This window comes from Enterobacter sp. 200527-13, assembly GCF_027924865.1.
Classification (GTDB): domain Bacteria; phylum Pseudomonadota; class Gammaproteobacteria; order Enterobacterales; family Enterobacteriaceae; genus Enterobacter; species Enterobacter ludwigii.
This window is the reverse complement of the sequence record NZ_BSCM01000004.1, coordinates 173,507-199,002: the sequence shown is the minus strand read 5'-3', so window position 1 is coordinate 199,002 and position 25,496 is coordinate 173,507. Positions and strand designations below refer to the sequence as shown.

30 protein-coding genes are annotated in these 25,496 nt (G+C 55.7%); 12 read left to right on the top strand and 18 right to left on the bottom strand.

From position 1 onward, the window contains the following. Positions 1-203: 203 nt before the first annotated feature. From QMG44_RS15735 to citG, 8 genes are read left to right on the top strand one after another with little or no spacing between them, the layout of a single operon-like run. Positions 204-1,565, top strand: coding sequence for a 2-hydroxycarboxylate transporter family protein (locus QMG44_RS15735; RefSeq protein ID WP_014171589.1), 1,362 nt, complete (start codon positions 204-206; stop codon positions 1,563-1,565). A gap of 17 nt (positions 1,566-1,582) precedes the next feature. Beyond that, on the top strand, positions 1,583-2,446 hold the full coding sequence (locus QMG44_RS15730) for a fumarylacetoacetate hydrolase family protein (protein WP_014171588.1): 864 nt from the start codon (positions 1,583-1,585) through the stop codon (positions 2,444-2,446). A gap of 10 nt (positions 2,447-2,456) precedes the next feature. Continuing rightward, the gene (gene citC, locus QMG44_RS15725; protein ID WP_086532120.1) at positions 2,457-3,482 is read left to right on the top strand and encodes a [citrate (pro-3S)-lyase] ligase; all 1,026 of its coding nucleotides are present in this window, start codon (positions 2,457-2,459) and stop codon (positions 3,480-3,482) included. A 16-nt stretch (positions 3,483-3,498) separates the two neighbouring features. Further along, positions 3,499-3,792: a citrate lyase acyl carrier protein gene (citD, locus tag QMG44_RS15720; RefSeq protein WP_020883681.1), complete on the top strand. Its 294-nt coding sequence runs from the start codon at positions 3,499-3,501 to the stop codon at positions 3,790-3,792. Further along, positions 3,789-4,664, top strand: coding sequence for a citrate (pro-3S)-lyase subunit beta (gene citE, locus QMG44_RS15715; protein ID WP_086532121.1), 876 nt, complete (start codon positions 3,789-3,791; stop codon positions 4,662-4,664). The genes citD and citE overlap by 4 nt, the downstream gene beginning before the upstream one ends. A 10-nt stretch (positions 4,665-4,674) precedes the next feature. Continuing rightward, the gene (gene citF, locus QMG44_RS15710; RefSeq protein ID WP_086532122.1) at positions 4,675-6,192 is read left to right on the top strand and encodes a citrate lyase subunit alpha; all 1,518 of its coding nucleotides are present in this window, start codon (positions 4,675-4,677) and stop codon (positions 6,190-6,192) included. A 2-nt stretch (positions 6,193-6,194) separates the two neighbouring features. Next, positions 6,195-6,734 carry a citrate lyase holo-[acyl-carrier protein] synthase gene (citX, locus tag QMG44_RS15705; protein ID WP_032680312.1) on the top strand — a complete coding sequence of 180 codons (540 nt, stop codon included), beginning with the start codon at positions 6,195-6,197 and terminating at the stop codon, positions 6,732-6,734. Further along, the gene (gene citG / locus QMG44_RS15700) at positions 6,712-7,521 is read left to right on the top strand and encodes a triphosphoribosyl-dephospho-CoA synthase CitG (protein WP_020883684.1); all 810 of its coding nucleotides are present in this window, start codon (positions 6,712-6,714) and stop codon (positions 7,519-7,521) included. Before citX ends, citG begins: the two co-directional genes overlap by 23 nt. 18 nt (positions 7,522-7,539) lie before the next feature. Here the strand turns inward: citG and QMG44_RS15695 are convergent, their stop codons facing one another. The 4 genes from QMG44_RS15695 to mutY form a co-directional block, all read right to left on the bottom strand. Next, positions 7,540-8,796, bottom strand: coding sequence for a nucleoside permease (locus tag QMG44_RS15695; RefSeq protein ID WP_086532123.1), 1,257 nt, complete (start codon positions 8,794-8,796; stop codon positions 7,540-7,542). A gap of 244 nt (positions 8,797-9,040) precedes the next feature. Continuing rightward, positions 9,041-10,117 (bottom strand): membrane-bound lytic murein transglycosylase MltC, encoded by a 1,077-nt coding sequence (gene mltC, locus QMG44_RS15690; protein ID WP_025203253.1) that lies wholly within the window; start codon positions 10,115-10,117, stop codon positions 9,041-9,043. A gap of 56 nt (positions 10,118-10,173) precedes the next feature. Next, positions 10,174-10,446 carry an oxidative damage protection protein gene (locus QMG44_RS15685; RefSeq protein WP_013098674.1) on the bottom strand — a complete coding sequence of 91 codons (273 nt, stop codon included), beginning with the start codon at positions 10,444-10,446 and terminating at the stop codon, positions 10,174-10,176. Between the two features lie 26 nt (positions 10,447-10,472). Then, the gene (gene mutY, locus QMG44_RS15680) at positions 10,473-11,525 is read right to left on the bottom strand and encodes an A/G-specific adenine glycosylase (RefSeq protein ID WP_207622561.1); all 1,053 of its coding nucleotides are present in this window, start codon (positions 11,523-11,525) and stop codon (positions 10,473-10,475) included. A 144-nt stretch (positions 11,526-11,669) separates the two neighbouring features. On the opposite strand from mutY, the gene trmB reads away from it, so the two are divergent. The 3 genes from trmB to QMG44_RS15665 are packed head-to-tail and all read left to right on the top strand — an operon-like array spanning position 11,670 to position 13,488. Continuing rightward, positions 11,670-12,389, top strand: a complete 720-nt coding sequence (gene trmB, locus QMG44_RS15675) for a tRNA (guanosine(46)-N7)-methyltransferase TrmB (protein ID WP_020883687.1) — start codon at positions 11,670-11,672, stop codon at positions 12,387-12,389. Beyond that, positions 12,389-12,715, top strand: a complete 327-nt coding sequence (locus QMG44_RS15670; RefSeq protein ID WP_020883688.1) for a YggL family protein — start codon at positions 12,389-12,391, stop codon at positions 12,713-12,715. The genes trmB and QMG44_RS15670 overlap by 1 nt, the downstream gene beginning before the upstream one ends. A 56-nt stretch (positions 12,716-12,771) precedes the next feature. Beyond that, complete coding sequence (locus QMG44_RS15665; RefSeq protein WP_073396406.1) at positions 12,772-13,488, top strand: DUF2884 domain-containing protein; 717 nt, start codon at positions 12,772-12,774, stop codon at positions 13,486-13,488. Between the two features lie 61 nt (positions 13,489-13,549). On the opposite strand, the gene QMG44_RS15660 is transcribed toward QMG44_RS15665, so the two are convergent. The 6 genes from QMG44_RS15660 to QMG44_RS15635 form a co-directional block, all read right to left on the bottom strand. Further along, positions 13,550-13,912, bottom strand: coding sequence for an endonuclease domain-containing protein (locus tag QMG44_RS15660; RefSeq protein ID WP_047743623.1), 363 nt, complete (start codon positions 13,910-13,912; stop codon positions 13,550-13,552). 63 nt (positions 13,913-13,975) lie between these two features. Continuing rightward, complete coding sequence (gene hemW, locus QMG44_RS15655; RefSeq protein ID WP_014171573.1) at positions 13,976-15,118, bottom strand: radical SAM family heme chaperone HemW; 1,143 nt, start codon at positions 15,116-15,118, stop codon at positions 13,976-13,978. After that, on the bottom strand, positions 15,111-15,704 hold the full coding sequence (locus QMG44_RS15650; RefSeq protein WP_014171572.1) for an XTP/dITP diphosphatase: 594 nt from the start codon (positions 15,702-15,704) through the stop codon (positions 15,111-15,113). The genes hemW and QMG44_RS15650 overlap by 8 nt, the downstream gene beginning before the upstream one ends. 3 nt (positions 15,705-15,707) lie before the next feature. Beyond that, the gene (gene yggU, locus QMG44_RS15645; RefSeq protein WP_014885193.1) at positions 15,708-16,004 is read right to left on the bottom strand and encodes a DUF167 family protein YggU; all 297 of its coding nucleotides are present in this window, start codon (positions 16,002-16,004) and stop codon (positions 15,708-15,710) included. Continuing rightward, positions 16,001-16,567 (bottom strand): YggT family protein, encoded by a 567-nt coding sequence (locus tag QMG44_RS15640; protein WP_014171570.1) that lies wholly within the window; start codon positions 16,565-16,567, stop codon positions 16,001-16,003. The genes yggU and QMG44_RS15640 overlap by 4 nt, the downstream gene beginning before the upstream one ends. Before the next feature lie 21 nt (positions 16,568-16,588). After that, a complete protein-coding gene (locus QMG44_RS15635; RefSeq protein WP_086532125.1) occupies positions 16,589-17,290 on the bottom strand; it encodes a YggS family pyridoxal phosphate-dependent enzyme in 702 nt (233 codons plus the stop codon). Between the two features lie 17 nt (positions 17,291-17,307). Between QMG44_RS15635 and QMG44_RS15630 the strand changes: the two genes are divergently transcribed. Then, complete coding sequence (locus tag QMG44_RS15630) at positions 17,308-18,333, top strand: type IV pilus twitching motility protein PilT (protein WP_047956086.1); 1,026 nt, start codon at positions 17,308-17,310, stop codon at positions 18,331-18,333. Here QMG44_RS15630 and ruvX read toward each other — a convergent pair. The 8 genes from ruvX to metK form a co-directional block, all read right to left on the bottom strand. Then, entirely contained in the window at positions 18,299-18,715 is a 417-nt protein-coding gene (gene ruvX, locus QMG44_RS15625) for a Holliday junction resolvase RuvX (protein WP_014171567.1), read from the bottom strand. The genes QMG44_RS15630 and ruvX overlap by 35 nt on opposite strands. Then, positions 18,715-19,275 carry a YqgE/AlgH family protein gene (locus tag QMG44_RS15620; protein WP_020883695.1) on the bottom strand — a complete coding sequence of 187 codons (561 nt, stop codon included), beginning with the start codon at positions 19,273-19,275 and terminating at the stop codon, positions 18,715-18,717. The genes ruvX and QMG44_RS15620 overlap by 1 nt, the downstream gene beginning before the upstream one ends. Before the next feature lie 86 nt (positions 19,276-19,361). Then, positions 19,362-20,309 (bottom strand): glutathione synthase, encoded by a 948-nt coding sequence (gene gshB, locus QMG44_RS15615; RefSeq protein WP_020883696.1) that lies wholly within the window; start codon positions 20,307-20,309, stop codon positions 19,362-19,364. A gap of 39 nt (positions 20,310-20,348) precedes the next feature. After that, complete coding sequence (gene rsmE, locus QMG44_RS15610; RefSeq protein WP_020883697.1) at positions 20,349-21,080, bottom strand: 16S rRNA (uracil(1498)-N(3))-methyltransferase; 732 nt, start codon at positions 21,078-21,080, stop codon at positions 20,349-20,351. 52 nt (positions 21,081-21,132) lie between these two features. Beyond that, complete coding sequence (gene endA / locus QMG44_RS15605; protein ID WP_020883698.1) at positions 21,133-21,840, bottom strand: deoxyribonuclease I; 708 nt, start codon at positions 21,838-21,840, stop codon at positions 21,133-21,135. 94 nt (positions 21,841-21,934) lie between these two features. Continuing rightward, on the bottom strand, positions 21,935-22,432 hold the full coding sequence (locus tag QMG44_RS15600; protein ID WP_032670169.1) for a SprT family zinc-dependent metalloprotease: 498 nt from the start codon (positions 22,430-22,432) through the stop codon (positions 21,935-21,937). 58 nt (positions 22,433-22,490) lie between these two features. Further along, the gene (gene galP, locus QMG44_RS15595) at positions 22,491-23,888 is read right to left on the bottom strand and encodes a galactose/proton symporter (RefSeq protein WP_014171560.1); all 1,398 of its coding nucleotides are present in this window, start codon (positions 23,886-23,888) and stop codon (positions 22,491-22,493) included. A 367-nt stretch (positions 23,889-24,255) separates the two neighbouring features. Beyond that, positions 24,256-25,410 carry a methionine adenosyltransferase gene (gene metK / locus QMG44_RS15590; RefSeq protein ID WP_014171559.1) on the bottom strand — a complete coding sequence of 385 codons (1,155 nt, stop codon included), beginning with the start codon at positions 25,408-25,410 and terminating at the stop codon, positions 24,256-24,258. Positions 25,411-25,496: the final 86 nt, after the last annotated feature.

Here is a 25,496-nt window from a genome sequence, read left to right as displayed (position 1 = left end):
CTGGAGAAATGTTATTTGATTGTTCGTTTTAGAAAAGAAACCATAAAAACCACGGCAATAAATAAGGCGTGAATCACATTAAATAAAAGAAACCATTAAAACCATAGCTGCCATAAAAACTTCGCTTTTAATATGCCATTCCTCACATAAAGTAAGCCTTTGTGACTCTAAGCTGAACGCACAAAATAACTAAGGGGCTTATTATGAGCACAACTGACGATTCTTTCTCTGTTACCCACGACCCGATTGATATTCAGCGACCATCACTCAAAGAGCGCTGGTGGCATATTATGGATACGTGGAAAATCGGAATTATCCCTCTGCCACTGTTTGTCCTGGCTGGCGCGCTGATTGCCATTGATTGCCTCGGCGGCAAACTGCCCAGCGATATCGTGGTGATGGTCGCCACGCTCGCGTTCTTCGGTTTTGCCTGCGGTGAGTTTGGCAAGCGCCTGCCGATTGTCGGTAAACTCGGCGCGGCGGCGATTTGCGCCACCTTTATTCCTTCGGCACTGGTCTATTACGGTCTGCTGCCGGATGTGGTGGTGGAGTCCACCACGAAGTTCTACAAATCCACCAACATTCTGTATCTCTACATCTGCTGCATCATTGTCGGCAGCATCATGAGCATGAACCGCACCGTGCTGATTCAGGGCTTCCTGCGCATCTTCTTCCCGATGCTGTGCGGCGAAATTGTCGGCATGATTGTTGGCATGGGCGTAGGGATAGCGCTGGGCCTTGAGCCATTCCAGATCTTCTTCTTTATCATTCTGCCGATCATGGCGGGCGGTGTTGGGGAAGGGGCGATCCCACTCTCCATCGGCTATGCCACCCTGCTGCATATGGACCAGGGCGTGGCGCTCGGTCGCGTTCTGCCTATGGTTATGCTCGGCGGCCTGACGGCAATCATCATCTCCGGTTGCCTCAATCAGCTCGGTAAACGTTACCCGCACCTGACCGGCGAAGGCCAGCTGATGCCTAACCGTGCGAATACCGATGAAACCACCGCACAGCCTGCGTTCTCCGGTAAAGCAGACGTCACCACGATCGCTTCTGGCGCACTGCTGGCCGTTCTGCTCTACATGCTGGGGATGCTCGGTCACAAGCTGATTGGCCTGCCCGCACCGGTTGGCATGCTGTTTATGGCGGTGCTGGTCAAGCTTTGTAATGGTGCTTCTCCACGTCTGCTGGAAGGCTCTCAGGTGGTGTATAAATTCTTCCAGACGTCAGTAACTTACCCCATTCTCTTCGCCGTGGGCGTGGCCATTACCCCCTGGCATGAACTGGTCGCCGCATTCACGCTGACCAACCTGCTGGTGATTGTCAGCACCGTCTCCGCGCTGGTGGCGACCGGTTTCTTCGTGGGCAAAAAGATTGGCATGCACCCGATTGATGTCGCCATCGTCTCCTGCTGCCAGAGCGGCCAGGGCGGTACCGGTGACGTGGCGATTCTGACCGCAGGCAACCGTATGAGTCTGATGCCCTTCGCCCAGATTGCTACCCGTATCGGCGGCGCGATTAACGTCTCCATCTCTCTGCTGATACTGGGCAACTTCCTCGTTTAAGTTTTCAGGAAAGAACAATGAAACTCGCAAGCTTTTTATACCAGGGAACACGCAGCTACGGCATCGTTCAGGCCGAAGGTGTGATTGATTTAGGTCGCCGTCTCGGCGACCGCTACAGCGACCTCAAAGCGCTGCTGCAGGGCAACGGGCTGGCCGAGGCCACCCGTTATCTCAACGACGCCGTGGATGTCCCTCTGAATGCCATCACCTTCTTACCGGTGATTGAGCAGCCGGAAAAAATCCTCTGCGTGGGCATGAACTACGCCGACAAACGCAAAGAGTTTGACCAGCACAACCCGGCGCCGACGCTGTTTGTCCGCTTCCCGGATTCGCAGACCGGCCATAACGAACCGGTGCTGAAGCCGCGTCACTCCAGTGAATTCGACTACGAAGGAGAGCTGGCGGTCATCATCGGCAAAGCCGGAGAGAACATCAGCCGTGATGAGGCGCTGCGCCATGTGGCGGGTTACAGCTGCTATATGGACGGCTCCGCCCGCGACTGGCAGCACACCTGGTTTACGGCAGGCAAGAACTGGCGTCAGACCGGAGCGTTTGGCCCGTGGATGGCGACGGCGGATGAGATCCCGGACCCGCACCAGCTGGCGATCCGCACCTGGCTTAACGGCCGTATGGTGCAGGAAGACAACACCAGCAGCATGATCCACAAGGTCGCGGAGCTTATCGAATACATCAGCACCTTTACCCGCCTCAGCCCGGGCGATGTGATCATCACCGGCTCCCCTGGCGGCGTGGGCAAAAAGCGCAACCCGCCGCTGTTCATGAAAGAGGGCGATCGCATTGAGGTGGAGATCGAGCATATCGGTCATCTGAGCAATGTGATCATGGAAGCGCCCGCCACCGGGCTTGCGGCAGCACACTGAGTAAAACGGCATGAACAGTCAACCCACTATCGATTTTCGCCACACACTTGTGGCGAAACACCCGGAACGCTTAAGCCAGATCCGTTACCTGCTGGCAGACAGCGGCCTTGGCCTGGACAACGACATCACGCTGTTTGTCGAAGCCTGGTCCGGCACGCAGCTGGTGGGTTGTGCCGGGCTTGCCGCTAACGTCATCAAGTGCGTGGCGGTAAACGAGCAGCTTCGTGGGGAGAACCTCAGCGTACGGTTGCTGGCAGAGGTGGAAAATGCGGCGCTGGAGCGCGGCCATTTTCACCTCTTCCTCTGCACCCGTCCGTGCAACAAGGAGCGCTTTGGCCGCAGCGGCTTCTGGCCGATTGCCCAGAGCGGGAACAACGCGGTGCTGATGGAGAACACCCCGCAGGGGATCCAGCGCTACTGCCGCGCGCTCAAGTGTCAGCGCAAGGCCGGGAAGAAGATTGGCGCGATCGTGATGAATGCGAATCCGTTTACCCTCGGCCACCGGCATCTGGTCGAGCAGGCCGCGGGGCAGTGCGATGCGCTGCATCTGTTTGTGGTGCGCGAGGATGCCTCGTTCTTCCCGTTCAGCGCCCGGCTAGAGATGGTACGGGCGGGCGTGGCGCATCTGCCAAACGTGATTGTGCATGAAGGATCGCAGTACATCATCTCCCGCGCCACGTTCCCGGCCTACTTCCTGAAAGAGACCGGCAAAGTACAGCAGGCGTGGAGCGAAATCGATGTGCTGATCTTCCGGGACTTCATCGCCCCGGCGCTGGGTATTACGCATCGCTTTATCGGTTCGGAGCCGTTTTGCGATATCACCCGTCAGTACAACCAGACGCTGCACGACCTGCTGGCCTCGCAGATTGACGTGGTGGAAATGCCGCGCATCAAGGTCACCGGCAACGCTATTTCCGCGTCGGAAGTCCGCCGCTTGCTGAAGACACAGCAGTTTTCCCGGATCCGGGAGATTGTCCCGGACTCCACCTTCGCGCACCTCGAAACGCATTACCGTGCGAGTGCGGAAGTCGCATAACTATCAGGAATTTATCATGAAAATTGTAAGGGAGGCGCTGGCCGGTACGCAGGAGTCCAGCGACCTGATGGTAAAAATTGCCCCTGCTCAGGGTGAGCTGGAAATTATCATCCACAGTGAAGTGATTAAGCAGTTTGGCGAACACATTCGCCAGGTCGTTAACGACACATTGCGCGCCATGAACGTGCACCAGGGATTAATTATTGTTGAAGACAAAGGGGCGCTGGACTGTGTGATCCGCGCCCGCCTGCAAAGTGCGCTCCTGCGCGCAGCCGATGAGCCGACACTCAACTGGGGGGCGCTGAAATGAGCAAACTCCGCCGCAGTATGCTGTTCCTGCCGGGCGCAAACGCCGCCATGCTCTCTACGGCATTTATCTACCGCCCGGACTCCATCATGTTTGACCTTGAAGACGCCGTCGCCCTGCGCGAGAAGGATACCGCGCGCATGCTGGTGTTTCATGCCCTGCAGCACCCGATGTATCAGGATATCGAAACCGTGGTGCGCATTAACCCGCTGAGCACGCCGTTTGGCTTGCTGGATCTGGAAGCCGCCGTGCGGGCAGGGGTGGACGTGATTCGATTGCCGAAAACCGACACCCCAGAGGATATCGATGAGCTGGAAGGGCATCTGGCGCGTATCGAGCGTGAATGTGGGCGCGAGCCGGGCTCGACCCGCGTCATAGCGGCTATTGAGTCGGCGATTGGGGTGATTAACGCCGTGGCCATTGCCCGCAGTTCTCCGCGCTTAATCGGGATCGCGCTGGCCGCCTTTGATTATGTGATGGACATGCAGACGGAACGCGGGGATGGCACTGAGCTGTTTTATGCCCGCTGTGCCGTGCTGCACGCCGCCCGCGCCGCGGGTATCGACGCTTTCGACGTGGTGTGGTCGGACGTTAACGATGAAGCCGGCTTCCTGCGCGAGGTCGATTTGATCCGCAAGATGGGCTTTAACGGTAAATCGCTGATTAACCCACGTCAGATTGACCTGTTACATAACGCCTATGCCCCAACCCAGCAGGAAGTGGATCACGCGAAACGGGTGATTGAAGCGGCAGAAGAGGGGGAGCGTAACGGCCTGGGCGTCGTGTCGCTCAACGGCAAAATGGTCGATGCCCCTATTATTAACCACGCGCAGATGGTGCTGGAACGCGCGGCGGCCTCCGGCGTGCGTCGTTAAGGATTACACAATGAATCAGACAGAACTTCTCCATGTGAATTTCCCCCATCTGCGGGACTTAAAACCGTTTGATACCGCCCACAGCGCAACGCCATGGCTGAACAGCCCTGACGAAAAACACACCCGTAAGCTCTGTGCTTCGGTCGAAGAGGCGGTGTTACGCAGCGGGTTACAGGACGGGATGACCGTCTCCTTCCACCATGCGTTTCGCGAAGGCGACCGGGTGATCAATACCGTCGTGGCGCTGCTTGCGCGTATGGGCTTTAAAAACCTGACGCTGGCTTCCAGCTCGCTGATGACCTGTAACGACGCGCTGATCGAACACATCGAAAGCGGCGTTATCACCCGGATTTACACCTCCGGTATGCGGGGCAAGCTGGCGGACGCTATCTCACACGGGTTGATGGCCGAGCCGGTACAAATTCACTCCCACGGCGGGCGCGTGAAGCTGTTGCAGGACGGCGAGCTGAATATCGACGTGGCGTTTCTTGGCGTGCCGTGCAGCGATGAATTTGGCAACGCCAACGGCACGCACGGGAAATCGTGCTGCGGCTCGCTTGGCTATGCAATGGTGGACGCGCATTTCGCCCGCAAGGTGGTGCTGCTGACCGAAGAACTGGTGCCGTTCCCGAATATGCCCGCCAGCCTGGTGCAGGATCAGGTGGATTACATTGTGCAGGTGGAGAGCGTGGGTGACCCGGCGAAAATCAGCGTCGGTGCGGCTCGCGTGACCAGTAATCCGCGTGAGCTGATGATTGCCCGCTACGCGGCGGATGTGATTGAACATTCAGGCTATTTCAAACCCGGTTTTTCCATGCAGACCGGCTCCGGTGCGGCGGCTACCGCCTGTACCCGCTTTATGGAGGAGAAAATGGAGCGCAGCGGCGTGAAGGCGCGCTTCGCGCTCGGGGGCATTACCGGCAGCCTGGTGGATCTGCACGAGAAAGGCCTGATCGAAAAGCTGCTTGATACCCAATGTTTCGACGGCCAGGCCGCGGCCTCGCTGGCACGAAATCCGAATCATGTGGAGATCTCCACCAACGTTTATGCCAACCCCGGCAGCAAGGCAGCAAGCTGCGACCAGCTTGATGTGGTGATCCTGAGCGCCCTGGAAGTTGACGTCGATTTTAACGTCAATGTTATTACCGGCTCTGACGGCGTAATGCGTGGGGCATCCGGCGGACATTGTGATGTGGCCGCGGCGGCGAACCTGACCATCGTAGTCGCCCCCCTGCTGCGTAGCCGTATTCCAACCGTCGTGAAGCGGGTGACCACCCGGCTGACGCCCGGGGAGAGCATCGACGTGCTGGTTACCGATCACGGCATCGCAGTTAACCCGGCACGCCCGGAAATCCGCGAACGACTGCTTGCCGCAGGCCTCAACGTTGTCGATATCAACGCGCTTTTCGAGCGGGCGATATCACTGACCGGCGTACCAAAACCCATTGAGTTTACCGACAAAATCGTCGGTGTGATCCGCTACCGCGACGGCAGCGTCATCGACACCGTTCGACAGGTGAAGGAGTAATGATGACTGTAGCGACACCCGTGCGGGCGGGTGTCAGCCTGGAGGAGCTGCTGGCGGCGAAAGAGCGCCGTGCAGCACGCCAGACTGACTGGCTCACGCACTATCAACAACCGGTGATTTCTCTCACGCTCGTCACCCCCGGGGAGATCAAAGACAGCCTGCGCTATCGCAATACGATGGGCGTGGCATTGCAGATGTGCGACCAGCTGCTGTGGGAAAACCGCTGGCAGGTGCTGGACCGCCAGGTGCTGTGGCTGCCCACCGGGCCAGAAGCAATCTGGTGCGTGGCGCATCCGGCGGCGGAAATCAAAGCGCACTGTACGGATCTGGAGCAGACTCACCCGCTCGGCAGGCTGTGGGATTTGGATGTGATCTGCCCGGCACAGGGGCATGTGGGGCGCCAGTCTTTAGGGGCACACCTCCGGCGCTGTCTGGTATGTGATGAGCCTGCCCACGCCTGTTCCCGTTCGCGTAAGCATCCTGTAGAGCAGGTGGTGGCTCGCGTGGAGAAGATGATCGATGACTGGTTTGCTCGCGACTAACCCGCAGCCATGCGATGTGCCAGGGCTCGCCGAAGAGGCGTTATGGCAGGAGCTGGCGTTGACGCCCAAGCCGGGTCTGGTGGATAAGCTCAACAACGGTGCACACCGCGATATGGACCATGCGCTGTTTGCCCGCAGTATTGCGGCCATCACCCCGTGGTTTGCGCGCTTTGCAGAGCTGGGTCATACCCATGCGGATAAACCCGCGGCGGAACAAATACGGATCATTCGCCCGATGGGCATTGCCTGTGAACAGGCAATGTACGCTGCAACATGCGGGGTGAACACGCATAAAGGCGGCATTTTTGCCCTCGGTTTGCTGTGCTTTGCCGCCGGACGTGTGAAACACGCCACGGCTGAGAGCCTCTGTAGTGAGGTGAGTCACCTCTGTCGCGGGCTGGTGGCGCGTGAGCTGGCAGCGCGCAGTGGACAGGCGACGGCAGGGGAGCGGCAGTTTCAGCAGTATGGTTTAACCGGCGCGCGGGGCGAAGCGGAAAGCGGTTTTGCTACGGTGCGTGCAGCACTGGCGCAATGGAACGGGCACGCGCTGCATGACCTGCTGCTGCGCCTGATGGCGATGAATCAGGACAGTAACCTGGTGTCGCGCGGCGGTATGGAAGGGCTGCGTTATGTGCAGGGTTATGCGCGGGCATTACTGACGCGTGGCTGGGATCGTGATGCATTAATACAGATGGACAATGCGCTCATTGAACGGAATTTAAGCCCGGGGGGCAGTGCGGATTTATTGTCGGTAGGATGGGTGCTGGCGAAATTACCCCTCTCCTGAAAGGAGAGGGGATAATCATTAATGCGCGATAGGCTGCGCAGCGTGCGGTTCGCGTACGTGCTTGTACTTGAACAGTGCGATAAACGCGAAGAACAGTACCAACGAGTACGCGGCGAAGATAAGCCACACGGGCTGCCAGTTGGTGATGCCGTTAGTGGTGTACATCTCAACCACTTTACCGCTCACCACACCGCCCAGAATACAGCCGAAGCCGTTGGTCATCATCAGGAACATACCCTGAGCACTGGCGCGAATTTCAGGTTTCACCTCTTTTTCCACAAACACCGAACCAGAGATGTTGAAGAAGTCGAAGGCGCAGCCGTAAACAATCATCGACAGAACCAGCAGCACGGTACCGAACGGGCTTGGGTCGCCGTAGGCAAACAGACCGAAGCGCAACATCCATGCAGCGATACTGATCAGCATGACGTTCTTGATGCCGTAGCGGCTCAGGAAGAACGGGATGGTCAGGATGAACAGCGTCTCAGAGATCTGAGAGATGGACATCATCACTGACGCATGTTCAACGATAAAGCTGCCAGAGAACAGCGGGTTATTGTCGAAGCTGTGCAGGAAGGTGTTGCCGAACATGTTGGTGATCTGCAGTTCCGCACCCAGCAGCATAGAGAAGATAAAGAAGATCGCCATGCGTTTGTTTTTAAACAGCGCAAAGGCGTCCAGACCGAGCATGGTGCTCCAGCTCTGGTTTTTCTGCTGGTTAGACACCGGAATATGCGGCAGGGTCAGGGTGAACAGCGCCAGCACCACGGAGAGTGCCGCCCCGATGTAGAGCTGCATATGGCTCAGTTCGAAGCCTGCGAAGCTCACGCCCCACATTGCCATGATAAAGCCGATGGTGCCCCAGATACGGATTGGCGGGAAATCGGTGACGATTTCCATACCGGCAGATTTCAGGCGGTAGTAGGAGATGGTGTTGATCAGGCCAAGCGTTGGCATGTAGGCCAGCGAGTTAAACAGGATCACCATGAACATCGCCCCCGGCGAGGTGACCTGGGCTGCCATAAACAGCGTCCCCGCACCCACCAGATGGCAAAGCATGTACAGCCATTTCGCACTTAACCATTTATCCGCCACGATCCCCAGCAGCGTTGGCATAAAGACAGCCGCAATGCCGAGCGAGCTGTAGACGGCACCGATAGACGCACCATCGAACTTGAGCGTCACAAACATATAGGAGCCAAGTGTAGTCAGCCAGCTACCCCACAGGCAGAACTGCAGAAACGACAATATTTTAAGCTGCAGCTTAAGGTTCATGTTACTTTCCTCACAAGTGAGCGGGAGATATGTTGTTATAGGAACATTCAGGGTTGTTATTTGATGCAATTCTATCAGCAGGCGAGGTTATGTTTTGTTACCTCCCGCAAAAAAATGCAATCCACATTAATTTGCAGTTTGGATTGTGATGCAAATAACATTTTCGTATGGGTGGGGCGGGGAGGGAGCGGTCTGATGCCCTTACCCTGGCCCTCTCCCACAGGAAGAGGGCAGGGTAAAGGGTTTAGCGTCGACGGTAGTTTTTTTGCGCCGTGTTCACTTTATACAGATAACGACGCGATTCCGCAGACGGGTGTCGGGTGGTGAGCGTGGAATAGACATCCCCCGGCGCCATACTGTTGATGATATTCGCCGCCTGCACTTTGTCACTCGAGAAGACACGCAGGACGCTGCCCGCACCGCCGTTATACGCGGTGATCACCGCATAGCGACGTGATGTCGGGTTATCAATCCCGCCCAGGTAGACATTGTTGAGCATCGCCAGGTAGGCGGTGCCGGTATCAATGTTGCTTTGCGGATCGAACAGATAACTGCGGCTCGGCGTACCGGATTTACCCTGAGCGCGGAAGACGTCTTTACCTGCGCTGTGCTGCACGACCTGCATCAGTCCCAGCGCGTCGGAACGGCTTACCGCGTACGGGTTAAACGACGATTCGGTCTGCATGATCGCCAGGATCAGCGACTCATCCACGCCGTACTTACGCGAGGCCTGACGTACCATGCCAATGTACTTATGCGCACGTTTGTCGAGGTGGTTCGGCACGAGGTTAATGGTGACGCTGTAGATGATCTTCAGGCCGTTAGAGCGGCTTTTCAGGCGCGTCTGCAGCAGATAATCGGCAAATTTTGTGGCACGCCCTTCCCAGCGAATGGCCTGTCCGGTCTGATCGACAACCTGGCCGTACAGGAATGGTTCTTTGGAGATGGTGATGTCATCGGCGTCGGAGTAGAGATCGATTGAGCCTGGATCGTCACCCATCAGCAAGGTTTTCACGATCGCCTGACGTAACCGTGCGGCAGGTTCGGTGCCTGCGATGGTTTCAACCGTGATAGTCCCCTCATCAAAGTTGATGTGGCTACGGGTCTGATAGGCGTCGGTGTACTTAACGTAGTCCTTAGGTCCGGCAATAAGAACTTCGTTAAATCCCCATATATTTTCGATGTTATGGGCAAACTGCCCCATCAAAATGTCAAAACCGTTGGTGTCCTTTATCCAGGCTTCGTTGTAATCATCGCCTTTTTTGGAAGAACAAGAGACAAGCAACGGCGCAACAAGGGCTAGCGCTAAAAATTTTTTCATCATTCCGGGAGTGCGTGTTGTGTTTGCTTGTACGGCGGAGTTGCCCCCGCACGCTGTTATTTTTCCGGCGGCGTATAGCCTTCGATGTGGACGTCTTTGCCTTCGAACAGGAAGTTCACCATCTCCTGTTCAAGCAGTTTGCGGTGCTCCGGGTTCATCATGCTGAGTTTCTTCTCGTTGATCAGCATGGTCTGTTTTTTCTGCCACTGTCCCCAGGCTTCTTTGGAAATTTCGTTATAGATGCGCTTACCCAGTTCGCCCGGATAAAGCTGGAAATCCTGGCCTTCAGCGTCACGCTGCAGGAAAGTACAAAAAATAGTTCTGGCCATACTCATTCCTCTGTTGGTGGCTGATGCTAAACCATTGCACCGGCACGTAATTGCTGTAACAGGCGCTCCACGGGAGCCGCCAGCCCGACTGATGGCGGTTGCGCTAAGTTATACCAGAGAGCCGTTCCTTCATCCATGCAGGCGGTGATTGAGGACACGGGAAGCCACATCGGTACAATATCCAGATGGAAATGGCTAAAGGTATGACGAAACGCGGTCAGCTGCGTCAGGTTATCGGCAGCGATGCCGCGCTGTTTAAGCCATTCCCGTAACAATTCTTCATCTTCAAACTGTGGGAAGCAGTATAGACCACCCCACAGGCCGCTCGGCGGCCGCTGCGCCAGAAAGACCCCATCGCCATGCTGCATCAACAGCATGTAGCCGGTGCGCTCTGGCAGCGTCTGCTTTGGCTTTTTGCCCGGATACTGCGCCCATGCGTGGTTTGCATAAGCCACGCAGAGATTATTGACCGGGCAAAGTTCGCATTTCGGTTTTGATCGCGTGCAGATCATGGCCCCCAGGTCCATCATCGCCTGGTTAAAGCGCTCCACGCCTTTTGCCGGGGTAACCGCTTCGCTGATCTCCCACAGCCGTTTTTCGACCTCTTTTTTTCCCGGCCAGCCGTCAACGGCATAGCATCGTGCGAGGACGCGCTTCACGTTGCCGTCGAGGATCGGGAAATGCTTGCCTAAAGACAGGGAGAGGATCGCGCCTGCGGTTGAACGTCCGACGCCGGGCAAATCGGCCACTTCATCGAAGGTTTCCGGAAATGTGCCGTGGTGTCGGGTCGCCACCTGCTGCGCGGCTTTATGCAAATTGCGCGCACGGGCGTAGTAACCGAGACCGGTCCACAGGTGCAACACCTCGTCTAATGGCGCATTGGCCAGGTCGGTCACCGTTGGGAAACGTGCCATAAAGCGCTCGAAGTAGGGAATCACCGTAGCGACCTGCGTTTGTTGCAACATCACTTCGGAGAGCCATACTTTGTAAGGCGTTTTTTCAATTTGCCAGGGCAGGGTTTTACGCCCGTATTTGTCGTACCAGTCCAGCACCTGGGCTGAAAATTGAGAGGCTTGCATGGTCATCGATTCGTATAATCAGGGACGCCGATTGCAGCACAGCGTCAATCTGCTGTAAACCGGATCTTTCCCATGCTTGCATAGAAGCCTTAACTTTGGATAATGCCCGTTTCCCGAACATTCTCACAAGCAGACAACTCTTTTATGAAAAACGACGTCATTTCACCGGAATTTGATGAAAACGGTCGCCCGCTGCGCCGTATTCGCAGCTTTGTCCGCCGTCAGGGTCGCCTGACCAAAGGGCAGCAACATGCGCTGGACAACTACTGGCCGGTGATGGGCGTTGAGTTCAGCGAGCAGCCTCTGGACTTTACCGAGCTGTTTGGCCGCGACGCGCCGGTAACACTGGAGATTGGCTTCGGTATGGGGTCTTCACTGGTTACCATGGCCCACGCGCGCCCGGAGCAAAATTTCCTCGGCATTGAGGTGCACTCACCAGGCGTAGGCGCATGTCTGGCAACGGCTCATGAAGAGGGCGTTGAGAACCTGCGCGTTATGTGTCACGACGCGGTTGAAGTGCTGCACAAAATGATTCCTGACAATTCTTTGACGATGGTTCAGCTCTTTTTCCCTGACCCGTGGCACAAAGCACGGCATAATAAACGCCGTATCGTTCAGGCGCCGTTTGCTGAGCTGGTAAAAAGTAAGCTGAAACTGGGCGGTGTCTTCCATATGGCGACCGACTGGGAACCTTATGCGGAACATATGCTGGAAGTCATGTCGTCTCTGGACGGGTATAAAAACCAGTCTGCAAGCAACGACTATGTACCGCGTCCGGATTCACGTCCGGTGACAAAATTTGAACAGCGTGGCCATCGTCTTGGTCACGGCGTATGGGACTTAATGTTCGAGAGGGTGAAATAATGGCAAAGAATCGTAGCCGTCGTCTGCGTAAAAAAATGCACATCGAAGAATTCCAGGAAGTGGGCTTCTCCGTTGCGTGGCGTTTCCCGGAAGGCACCAGCGTAGACCAGATCGATCAGGACGTAGATGCGTTCATTAATGAAGTGATCGAGCCAAACAAGCTGGCCTTTGATGGTAGCGGTTACCTGGCATGGGAAGGTCTGATCTGCACCCAGGAAGTCGGTAAATGCACCGAAGAACATCAGGCGCTTGTGCGCAAATGGCTTGAAGACCACAAACTGGAAGATGTCCGCGTCAGCGAACTTTTTGACGTTTGGTGGGACTAATTAAGCAGTAAGGGGCCAGCATTAGCTGGCCCATTTTGTCTGAGGGAGTGTTTAAGATGCGCAAAACGTTGCTGGCTGTTGCCTTAATGGCAACCGGATTCACCGCTCATGCGGAGTATAAATGTAGCGTCACCCCGCGTGATGACGTGGTGTTAAGCCCGAAAACCGTGCAGGTCAAAGGCGAGAACGGTCATCTGGTGATTACGCCGGACGGGAACGTCACATTTAACGGTAAACAGTACAACCTGACCCCCGCTCAGCGTGAGCAGGCGAAAGACTACCAGGCCGATTTGCGTACCGCGCTGCCGTGGATTGATGAAGGTGCCCTGACGCGCGTAGAGAAGAGCCGTGTCGCGCTGGATAAGATCATCACTAAAGAGGTGGGTGAGAGCAGTAACATGCGCACCCGCCTGACGAAGCTCGACAAACAGCTGAAAGAGCAGATGAACCGCATTATTGAGCATCGCTCCGACGGCCTGACGTTCCATTACAAGGCAATCGATCAGGTTCGTGCCGACGGTCAGCAGCTGGTGAACCAGGCAATGGGTGGCATCCTGCAGGACAGCATTAACGAGATGGGGGCTAAAGCGGTGCTGAAAGGCGGCGGTAACCCACTGCAGGGCGTGCTCGGTAGCCTGGGTGGGCTGCAGACCTCGATTCAGAACGAGTGGAAGAACCAGGAAGACGATTTCCAGCAGTTCGGCAAAGACGTCTGTAAACGCGTGGTGTCGCTGGAAGATAGCCGCAAGGCGCTGGTGGGGACGCTGAAGTAATTTCCCCTCACCCTAACCCTCTCCCCAAAGGGGCGAGGGGATGGTTTGCTCCCTTTCCCTTTTAGAGAGAAGGCCGGGGTGAGGGTTGCAGCATTTGCAGTGTTTCAAGGATCTTTTCTAACACCGCTTCTTCGTTATTCCAGAGTTCGTTGTTCCAAAATCGAATGACATACCAGCCTTTCTCGTTAAGCCAGCACGTTCTTTGACGATCGTATTCCTGCTTTTCATCATGTTGCCCGCCATCCAGTTCAATAGCCAGATGAGCCGCGCAGCAGGCGAAATCCAGAATGTAGTGATCTACAGGATGTTGTCGACGAAATTTATAATTTTCGAAACGGCGGCTGCGCAGTAGATACCAAAGCCGTCTTTCTTCTTTTGTCAGCTCCCGTCTGAGCTGTTTTGCATAAGTACGAGTAATATCCATCCCCACACTCTGCCAGCCTTTCCCTCAGCCAGCAGAATGGGGTGCAAAATCCTGAATCAGCCTTCAGGAATCTTCTGCGAGGAACAACTCAAGCAGGGAGTTTAAAAACAGTTTGCCGTGCTCGGTGATCTGCCAGTAATCCTCACACTCGGTGAGATATCCCTGCGCCAGCGCCTCGTCAATCTGCGGACGAATCGTGGCTTCCGGCAATCCGGTATAACGCGCAAACTCCGCACGTGGTGCGGGTTCCAGCAAGCGGAAGCGGTTCATAAAGAACTCAAACGGTTTATCCGCCGCCTCAACATCATGCTGACGTTCAAGGTAGCGGCCTTCCATGTAACCACGCGGATGACGCGTTTTGGCGGTACGCAGGATGCGCCCGTCAGGGAAGGTCACTTTACCGTGTGCGCCACAGCCAATCCCCAGATAATCACCAAAGCGCCAGTAGTTCAGGTTGTGCTGACACTGGTAACCCGGCTTCGCGTATGCGGAGGTTTCGTATTGCTGATAACCTGCCGCGGTCAAAAGCTGATGACCTTGCTCAAAGATATCCCACAGGGCGTCATCATCCGGCAGCACCGGCGGACGGGAACCAAACAGCGTGTTTGGCTCAATAGTCAGCTGATACCATGAGAGATGCGGTGGGTTAAGCGCGATCGCCTGACGCAGATCGTCCAGCGCTTCCTCCAGCGACTGGTCCGGCAGGCCGTGCATCAAATCCAGGTTAAAGCTGCGCAGGCCTAAGCCAGTGGCCAGGTTTGCCGCGCGCTTTGCCTCTTCCGGGCCGTGAATGCGTCCCAGACGTTTCAGCTTCGGCTCGCTAAAGCTCTGGACACCGATCGAGATGCGGTTCACGCCTGCACGTTGATAATCGACAAAACGGTCGGCTTCAACGGTGCCGGGGTTGGCTTCCATCGTTATTTCAGCATCCGCGGCCAGGTTCAGGCGCGCACGCACGCCGTCCAGCAGCGTTTGCATCGCCGGGCCAGAAAGCAGGCTCGGCGTACCGCCACCAATGAAAATGGTCTTAACTTCACGTCCCTGTGCGTAAGGTACATCGGCATCCAGGTCGGCCAGCAGATGCGCAACGTAGTCATCATGCGGCACTTCACCTTTCAGCGCGTGCGAGTTGAAATCGCAGTACGGGCATTTCTGCACGCACCACGGGATGTGAATATAAAGACTCAGAGGCGGCAAATTAGCCATTACGCAGTGCTTCCAGTAACAGTTTCAGGGCGCGTCCACGGTGGGAAATCGCGCTTTTCTCTTCGCGGGACAGTTCCGCAGCGGTTTTGCCCTCAGACGGGACAAAGAAAATCGGGTCGTAGCCAAAGCCACCACTGCCTGCCGCTTCACGGGTAATCACACCCGGCCAGCTGCCGTGGCAGACGACTGGCGTAGGGTCTTCGGCATGACGCAGATAGACCAGTACGCAGTGGAACTGAGCCTGGCGTTTATCATCTGGCACGTCTTTCAGTGCGACAAGCAGCTTTTCCAGATTCTGCTGGTCGGTGGCATCGACGCCAGAATAGCGTGCGGAGTAGATACCCGGCGCACCGCCAAGGGCATCTACCGCCAGACCGGAGTCGTCGGCAATCGCGGGCAAACCGGTAATCTGTGCGGCATGGCGCGCTTTCAGGATCGCGTTTTCGATAAACGTCAGCCCTGTCTCTTCGGCGGAATCCACACCCAGTTCGGTCTGTGCAACGACATCCAGTCCAAAATCATTTAATAGCGAGGCCAGCTCGCGCACTTTACCGGCGTTACCGGTAGCGAGAACAACTTTCTGCATGGTTTAATCCTGCTCTGTCAGCGCCGCGACTTCCGTCGGGATAGATTGCGGGTTGAGAATTTTTACCTGTTTATGCCGCCCAAGTTCACCTTTCTCGATGATCACCTGGCTTTTGGCGACACGAAACTGTTTTGCCAGATATTTGGTCAGATGCGCATTCGCCTGGCCATCAACCGGTGGGGCAGTGATGGCGACTTTTAGCTCGTCGCCATGCAGTCCAACAATACTGTCACGGCTGGCTTTCGGCTGAATATACAGCCGTAAAACCAGCCCGTCAGCGCAGGTGCTCACTGCACTCATAGCGCCATCCACAGCCCCGGCAGCAGCATATCGCCCGTGGACTGTAACAGCTCAGCGATCCCCATATTCACGACGTACAGCAGCAGAACCAGGATCATCGGAGAGAAATCGATGCCACCCATAGACGGAAGCAGGTTACGGATTGGACGCAGCAGCGGTTCAGCCAGCTGAATTAACGCGTACTCCACCGGGCTACGGCCCTGGCTTACCCAGCTCATGATCGCCATGACCAGCAGCACCCAGAAGATCAGCAGACCGACGGTTTTTATCAGAATCAGTACGGCGGCAATCCAGATTATCGGCTGGAAGGTGATAACCATAAACAGCACAATCGCTTTGATAACGCTCAGAATAAACGCGACCAGCAGAGAAGCACTGTCAATGGGGCCCATCGCCGGAATGACGCGACGCAGCGGTCCTACGATAGGTTGCGTGATTTTCACGACAAACTGCGAGAACGGATTGTAAAAATCACAGCGGGCCCACTGCATCCAGACGCGCAGTAACAGCGCCATCGTATACAGCTCAATGACCGTTGAAAGCAGGAAAGTCAACGTCTTCATGGCGTTCCTCAGGTTTCCTTATTATTGGGTGTAATCGCGCGCACCGAAAATTGCCGTGCCGATGCGCACCATAGTGCTGCCTGCCGCGATGGCGGCTTCCATATCATCCGACATGCCCAGAGAAAGCGTGTCTACCGTTTCATAGCGCGCTTTAAGCGCCTCAAATGCTACAGCCATTTGCTGTGCCACGGCAAACTGCCTTTCATAACTTGACTCCGGTGCCGGGATGGCCATTAACCCGCGCAGGGTTAAGCGCGGCAGTGCCGCGACGTCTGCTGCCAGCGCATCCAGTTCTTCCAGCGCAATACCGGACTTGCTGTTTTCGTCACTGATGTTGACCTGAATCAGCACATTCAGCGGCGGTAACGCTTCAGGGCGCTGGTCGTTCAGGCGCGAAGCAATACGCAAACGGTCAATGGTATGGCACCAGTCGAAATGTTCAGCGACCAGACGGCTTTTGTTCGACTGCAAGGGGCCAATAAAGTGCCATTGCAGATCCGTCTTCCCCTGTTCCTGGAAGAAGCGAATTTTATCCACGCCCTCCTGCACGTAGTTTTCACCAAACGCATGCTGTCCCGCCTCAATCGCATTTGCGATGGCGCTCGCAGGCTTGGTTTTACTCACTGCAAGTAACGTAATTTCTTCTGAAGCACGGCCGCAACGTATTGCTGCAGCTGAGATTTTGTCCCGGACCTGTGCCAGGTTGTGCGCAATGTCGTTCATTTTCCGAGGAGTATTGTATGGATGTGGAAGAAATTGTGGCCCTTAGTGTAAAGCATAATGTCTCCGATCTACACCTGTGCAGTGATTCGCCACCGCGCTGGCGCAGATCAGGTCGTCTTGAACCCGCACCGTTTCCGCCTCCCGAAGTCGATACGCTATTAAAAGCGTGGCTCAACGATGAACAGCAGGGAACGTGGTGGGCGAACGGGCAGGTGGATTTTGCCGTCACCCTGGCGGGCAACCAGCGCCTGCGCGGAAGCGCGTTTAAACAGACAAGCGGCGTCTCAATGACGCTGCGGCTGTTGCCCGGGGTCTGCCCGCAACTCTCCGCGTTGGGGGTGCCCCGGGTTGTTCCTGAGCTGTTATCCAGTGACAACGGGTTGATCCTGGTCACCGGGGCAACCGGCAGCGGTAAGTCCACTACGCTGGCAGCGATGGTGGATTTTCTTAATCACCATACTGACGGGCATATTCTGACGCTCGAAGACCCGGTGGAGTTTCTGTACCAGAGCGAACGGTGCCTGATCCAGCAGCGCGAGATTGGGCAACACAGCCCGTCATTTGCCGACGCGCTGCGCGGGGCGTTACGCCAGGATCCTGATGTCATACTGCTGGGAGAGCTGCGCGACAGTGAAACAATCCGCCTCGCGCTGACGGCGGCGGAAACCGGACATCTGGTGCTCGCGACACTGCATACCCGCGGGGCAGCGCAGGCGATTGAGCGGCTGGTCGATACGTTTCCGGCGCAGGAGAAAGATCCGGTGCGTAATCAGCTGGCCGGCAGCCTGCGGGCGGTGCTGGCGCAAAAGCTCCTCCCCGATGCGCAGGGCGGGCGCGTGGCGCTTTATGAGCTGCTGGTGAATACTCCGGCGGCGGCGAATCTCATTCGCGAAGGAAAAACGTGGCAATTGCCCGGTATTATTCAAACCGGCCAGCAGTCGGGGATGCAGAACTTTGACCAGAGCCTGGCTGAAAGACGGGCGCAGGGGCAACTCCAGGCCCCGGCGCTCAATAACCCTGTTCGAAATAGCTTTCGAGAATGATGACAGCAGACGCGGAGTCAACGCTGCCTTTGTTGAGAGCCCTGAAGCCGCCGTGTTCAAAAAGACCTGCGCGTGCTTCAACGGTGCTCAGACGCTCGTCGTGGAGCTTCACGGAGACGCCAAAGCGGCCATGGATTTTATTGGCGAACTTACGCGCTCGGGCGGTAAGCGGTTGTTCAGTGCCATCCATGTTCAGCGGTAACCCAACGATGACGTCATCCGGCTGCCACTCTTTTAGCAGGCGCTCGATGAGGTTCCAGTCCGGTGTGCCGTCACTGGCCTTCAGGGCCGTGAGCGGGCGTGCGGTACCCGTGATTCGCTGACCCACGGCGACGCCTATGCTTTTGGTGCCAAAATCGAAGGCCAGAAGTGTTCCGCTCATCAGGCATGCCCCGCTACGCCAGGCATAGTCAGGATATCAATGCCGATCAGTTTCGCGGCGTCACGCCAGCGATCGGCAATAGGGGTTTTAAACAGAATGTTCATGTCCGCAGGCGCGGTCAGCCAGGCGTTATCGAGGATCTCTTGCTCAAGCTGGCCTTTCTCCCAGGAGGAGTAGCCCAGGGCCACCAGCACTTCCGACGGCTGCTCAGCGGTACCCAGCGTTTCGAGCACGTCGCGAGAGGTCGTAATGACGGTGTTGTCAGAGATGCGAATACTGGAAGAGAAGACCGGCGGCGTATGCAGGATAAAACCGCGATCCTCTGCGAGTGGCCCGCCCAGCATCACCGGTTTATCAAGCCTGATTTCCGGCAGACGCTCTTCAGCCGAAATTTTCAGCTTGTCCAGAATCCCTTCAACCTGCAGGTTTTCCAGCGGTTTGTTGATGATAATGCCCATCGCGCCGTCTTCATTGTATTCACAAATATAAACCACGGCGCGGCGAAAAATCGGATCCTGGAGAGCAGGCATGGCAATAAGAAAGTGATGCTGTAAATTCATTGTCAGAGGTACTGTTTCCTGGTTTAAAAAGCGACAGCCCCAGTATGCGGACAAACCGGGGTGCTGTCACTAATAGTATTGAAAGGTTATTTCTGTAAACGTTTCTCGATGGCGTCCATCAGCATTCCGGTGATCGAAATCGGGAATTCCGCTTCGATTTCACGAATGCAGGTTGGGCTGGTCACGTTCACTTCGGTCAGGCGATCGCCGATGATATCCAGGCCGACAAAAATCAGGCCCTTGGCTTTCAGTGTCGGGCCAACGCGGCGGGCAATTTCCCAGTCGCTTTCACTTAACGGGCGCGGCTCACCGCGGCCACCGGCCGCCAGGTTACCGCGGGTTTCGCCGCCCTGCGGGATACGCGCGAGGCAATACGGCACCGGTTCACCATCCACCACCAGAACGCGTTTATCGCCATCTTTAATGGCCGGGAGATAGTTCTGTGCCATGCAGTAACGCGTGCCCAGCTCGGTCAGCGTTTCGGCAATCACCCCAATATTCGGGTCGCTCTCTTTCACGCGGAAAATAGATGCGCCACCCATGCCGTCCAGCGGTTTCATGATGATGTCGCCGTGTTTCTGCCAGAACGCTTTCAGCTGTGCCTTGTTGCGGGTCACCAGCGTTTCAGGCGTCAGGTCAGAGAACCATGCGGTGTAGAGTTTCTCGTTACAGTCGCGCAGGCTCTGCGGTTTGTTGACGATCAGCGTTCCTTTCTCTTCCGCGCGCTCAAGGATATAGGTGCAGTAAATGTATTCGGTGTCGAACGGAGGATCTTTACGCATCAGAATGACATTGAGGTCGGCAAGGGCAATATCCTGCTCGGTGCCGAATTCATACCATTTGTCGTAATTCTGCTCGACGTTAACGATGCGGGTGCGTGCGCGGGCTTCACCGTTGATCAGGTAAAGATCGTTCATCTCCATGTAGTGGAGTTCATAGCCGCGACGCTGCGCTTCCAGCAGCATCGCGAAGCTGGAATCTTTCTTGATGTTAATGTTTGCGATGGGATCCATCACGATGCCGAGCTTGATCATTTTCATCTCCGTTAAAAGCCTGAGGGCTCAGGCTTAGCGTTAACCCAGATCGCCAAAACGCACCTGTAGCGCGGTAATGGCTGTGAGTGCCGTTGTCTCAGTACGCAGAACGCGAGGTCCCAACAGAATATCAGTAAACTGGTAACGCGCCGTCATGGCAATTTCGTCAGCGGACAAGCCGCCTTCCGGACCAATCAGCAGGCGAACACGTTCAACGGGTAGCGGCAGCGTATTGATGCTGGCGCTGGCGCGTGGATGGAGATTGAGCTTCAGCCCGCTTTCCTCTTCAGCACACCAGTCCTCCAGATCCATCGCCGGGCGGATCTCCGGAATACGGTTGCGGCCACTCTGTTCACAGGCAGCAATGGCAATTTTCTGCCACTGCTGGATCTTTTTATTCAGACGTTCCGCATCCAGTTTAACGCCACAGCGCTCAGAAAAAAGTGGCGTAATGAGGCTTACACCCAGTTCAATGGATTTCTGGATGGTGAATTCCATCTTTTCTCCGCGCGACATCACCTGTCCCAGGTGTATGTGCAGCGGAGATTCACGGTCATCCACTTCGCCGCGCAATATCGTTACATGCACGCTTTTTTTATCAGCACGCGTAATTTCCGCGTCGAAAACCTGATTCGAACCATCAAACAGCTGAATAGCTTGTCCTGCTCCCATGCGCAGTACGCGACCAACATGGTTGGCGGCATCGTCAGAGAGGGCAATTTCGCGGCCGACGGTAATCAGCTCAGGGTGGTAGATGCGAGGAATGCGCATAGTCAGAAATTCCATATGTCATGCGGTGTAAGCGAATTGCCGCTAGTGTAGGTTAGCTCTTTTGCGCCTGGCAAGCCCGCTGGACGTAAGGGTTGTGATTACCCTGAACTTTCGCGATGCGCGCGTCACGCTGGCATTCCCATTCCGTCACCGGATATTGCTTGTCCCATGCGTTGAACAGCTGCGTCTGCTGGCGGGAAAGGTTGAGGTCGTAACGGTCACGCATATAGAAATAGGTGCGGGCGATACTGCCGCGCGCGCGGGCTGGGGGCTCAGCGACTTTCTCTTTAAAATCAACCTTCATGCCGCACTGGCCGTACTGACCCTCTCCGCCGTTCCACTGGCTGTACATAAAGTTGCCGCGATCGCCATTCACCTCGCCAACCGCGGGTTGCAGGTTGTGCATATCGCTTTCCATCTGGCGATAGACCGGATCTTTGGCGCAATTTTTACGACCGCCATCCTGCCAGCACTGACGCTGGTGGCCAAACTGCCATGCCGGCACCACATGTTCCCACTCGATGCGGCTGGCGCGGTTTTCATTCTTACGCACTTTATAGCCGCAGGATTCGAGATCAACGATCCCTTTTTTACCCTGCCAGTTAATCTTACAACCGCAATAAAAATCACCGGGAACATCCGCGTTGACCTTTACGCCTGCCGCTTTTGCCTGGGAGAAACTGTTAATACCGTCGGCCAGAGCCTGGCCGGAGAGTGCTGTCGCCAGAAAAGCGACCGCGAGAGAAAAATTACGGGACATCTTACACTCCGTGTCAAAACGAGCCCGCAACGTAACGAATGTTGTTCCTGTATGCAATCAGTCAGATCAGGAAAGTTCCTGAAAGTTCAGTTGGTTATTCCGCGACCAGCGGTTCACCACATTTGACGCAACGGTAGGTGGCCTCGCCGCGCACCACGCGATTATGACGGCGGACGGTAAGCTGATGCTGCTGACACTGGCAGCGGTAGGGGAAGGTATTGCGGCGTACCGACTCAAGTTCAAACTGATGGGTTCTGCGTGCCGGAACGCCCAGCACGGCTTCCATCATCCACTTCCACTCTTTGCCGTGGGGTGCCACGCGGCCAAAGTGTTTCCATACCAGCAGGTGCGCCAGCTCGTGCGGCACCACTTCCTCAATAAACGCCTGCTGATTTTCCAGCATCAGCACCGGGTTCAGACGGATCTCATAAGATTCGAGCCACGCTGTGCCCGCCGCCGTGCCACGCTGTTGATAGACGAGTTTCGGCTCAGGGTAATTCCGGCCGAGTTTCAGGTTGGCCTGGGCGAGTTTTTCCCGCAGGCTGCGCATAACGGCTTGCTGAAGGGCGATGGGGAGACGGGGTGCTTTCATAGGGGCAGAGCATAAAGCGCGAAGCGGGGAGGTGCAAGAGGCACCTCCCGCCAGAGAATTAGTCGTGTGCGCCAATCTCGCGCAGTGGACGACCCTTCATCAGGTTACGTTCAATATGTTCCAGTGACACGTGTTTGGTTTCAGGAACCAGCCACAGCGTCAGAACAATAAAGAAGATGTTCAGGCCGGAGTAGACCCAGAAGGTGTTCGCGTTGCCCAGCGTATTGAGCATGGTCAGGAACGTCGCACCGACAATCATGTTGGCAATCCAGTTGGTCGCGGTGGAGCAGGTGATACCGAAATCACGCCCTTTCAGCGGCTGGATTTCAGAGCACAGCACCCAAATCAGCGGACCGGCGCTCATCGCAAACCCGACGATAAACATCAGCAGCATCCCCACAGCGAAATACTGGGCGGTTGGAGAGTGAATCCCCACGTGCATCATCGTGCCGAGAACACCCATACCGGCGGCCATCACCAGGAAGCCCAGCGTCAGGGTCGGCTTACGGCCCCAGCGGTCCACCAGACCGATAGCAATAAAGGTCGCCAGAACGTTGGTCAGCCCAACGATGACGGTCCCCCACATCTGCTCGGTGGTATTGGTATACCCCGCCAGTTCAAAGATTTTTGGTGCGTAGTACATGATGACGTTCATCCCGGTGAACTGCTGCATCACCTGCAGGAGCACGCCCAGGAATACCGCACGACGGAAGTTACTGTTCTCTTTAAACAGCGCCCAGCCTGACTGTTTTACCTTCAGGCTCTCGCGGATCTCTTCCAGTTCGTTTTTCGCTTCCGCGCTGGTATCGCGCAGTCGCAGCAGCACGCGCTCGGCATCGACGAAACGACGCTTCGCTGCAAACCAGCGTGGGCTGTCCGGCAGGAAGAAAACGCCAATCAGCAGCAGAATGGCAGGGATAATGATCACGCCAAGCATCCAGCGCCATGCGCCGCTGTAGCTGAACGCGGTATCGGAAAGGTAAGCTCCGAGGATGCCGATGGTGATCATCAGCTGGTACATCGAAATCATACTGCCACGGATTTTCTCGGGTGCGATTTCAGAGAGATAGAGTGGGGCGGTATACGACGCCACACCCACGGCCAGACCAAGCAGCACACGGGAAAGCAGCAATACCTCAACGTTTGGAGCCGCTGCTGAGAAGAGCGAACCTGCAACAAACAGAATTGCACCGATCATCAGGCTCTTTTTGCGGCCCAGCCTGAAAGAGAGCCAGCCGCTGCCCACGGCGCCCACGGCCGCACCAAACATCATGGAACTTACTACCCACTCCTGGGTGTGAGCGCTTATCTGGAACTCTTCAGTGATAAAGGGTAACGCACCAGCAATCACGCCAATGTCCAGGCCAAAAAGTAATCCTGCCAGGGCGGCGAGGAAGCAGACGAAAAATGTCATCGCCTTATTGGACGTACGCCCCTGTTTTTTATTGTCAGGCATTATGCCCTCCAGTTGGGTTATCAGTTTTATCGATGTTAAGGGTAAGTGAGCAACCCGTATAAATATGTGAGATAAATCACATTGGTGTAATCGGTTACACTGGTGTGCAACCGTAAATAAAATTAAAGCTTTGAAAATATAGAGGTAAATTAGTTGATGCGCATCGCGTTTGAATGAATTTCAGACTTAACTGAAAGGAAATGTAACAGCATAAGACATGCGATCATGCAAAGAGATTATTCTGAAAGCGAGGTATATCGGGTGGGGTGTAATCGGTTTCACGCAAAGCGCAATGTCAGGCTCTCTGGCTGACAAAAGCAAAAGGCCAGCACGGGGCTGGCCTTTTTTAACATTCGCTGTCAGTCGATTATTTCAGACCAGCAGCTTCACGCAGCAGAGCGGCTTTGTCGGTTTTTTCCCATGGGAAATGTTCACGACCAAAGTGACCGTATGCAGCGGTTTCTTTGTAGATTGGGTGCAGCAGATCCAGCATCTGAATCAGACCGTATGGGCGCAGGTCAAAGAACTCGCGCACCAGCAGCGTCAGTTGCTCGGATGGCACTTTCTCGGTACCAAAGGTTTCAACCATGATGGAGGTCGGTTCAGCCACGCCGATAGCGTAGGAAACCTGAATCTCACAGCGGTCAGCCAGGCCAGCAGCAACGATGTTTTTCGCAACATAACGCGCAGCGTACGCAGCAGAACGGTCAACTTTAGACGGGTCTTTACCGGAGAAGGCACCGCCACCGTGACGCGCCATGCCGCCGTAGGTATCAACGATGATTTTACGGCCGGTCAGACCGCAGTCACCCATTGGGCCGCCGATAACAAAGCGTCCGGTTGGGTTGATGAAGTATTTGGTTGCGGAGCTCAGCCATTCAGTTGGCAGAACCGGCTTGATGATCTCTTCCATCACTGCTTCCTGCAGGGATTTCTGGTCGATCTCTTCGGAATGCTGAGTAGACAGAACGACCGCGTCAATACCGACGATTTTGCCGTCGTCGTACTGGAAGGTCACCTGGCTTTTCGCATCAGGACGCAGCCACGGCAGGGTGCCATTCTTGCGCACTTCAGCCTGACGCTGCACCAGACGGTGTGCGTAGGTCACTGGCGCTGGCATCAGCACGTCAGTTTCGTTGGTTGCATAACCAAACATCAGGCCCTGGTCGCCCGCGCCCTGTTCCAGCGGATCGGCACGGTCAACGCCCTGGTTGATGTCCGGAGACTGTTTGCCAATTGCGCTCAGTACCGCGCAAGAGTTGGCATCAAAGCCCATATCAGAATGGACATAACCGATCTCACGAACCGTGTTACGGGTGATCTCTTCGATATCCACCCATGCGCTGGTGGTGATCTCACCGCCAACCAGAACCATGCCGGTTTTGACGTAGGTTTCACACGCGACGCGCGCTTTTGGATCCTGCGTCAGGATCGCATCAAGCACCGCATCGGAGATTTGGTCAGCAATTTTATCTGGATGTCCTTCTGATACGGACTCGGACGTAAACAGGTGTTTTGCCATGTTTTATTTCACCTAAAAGGAATTTGTTTAGCTCAAGCTGCTGTGTGGAATAGCCAAAGGAGATAATTCTACCAAGGCCTGCAGGT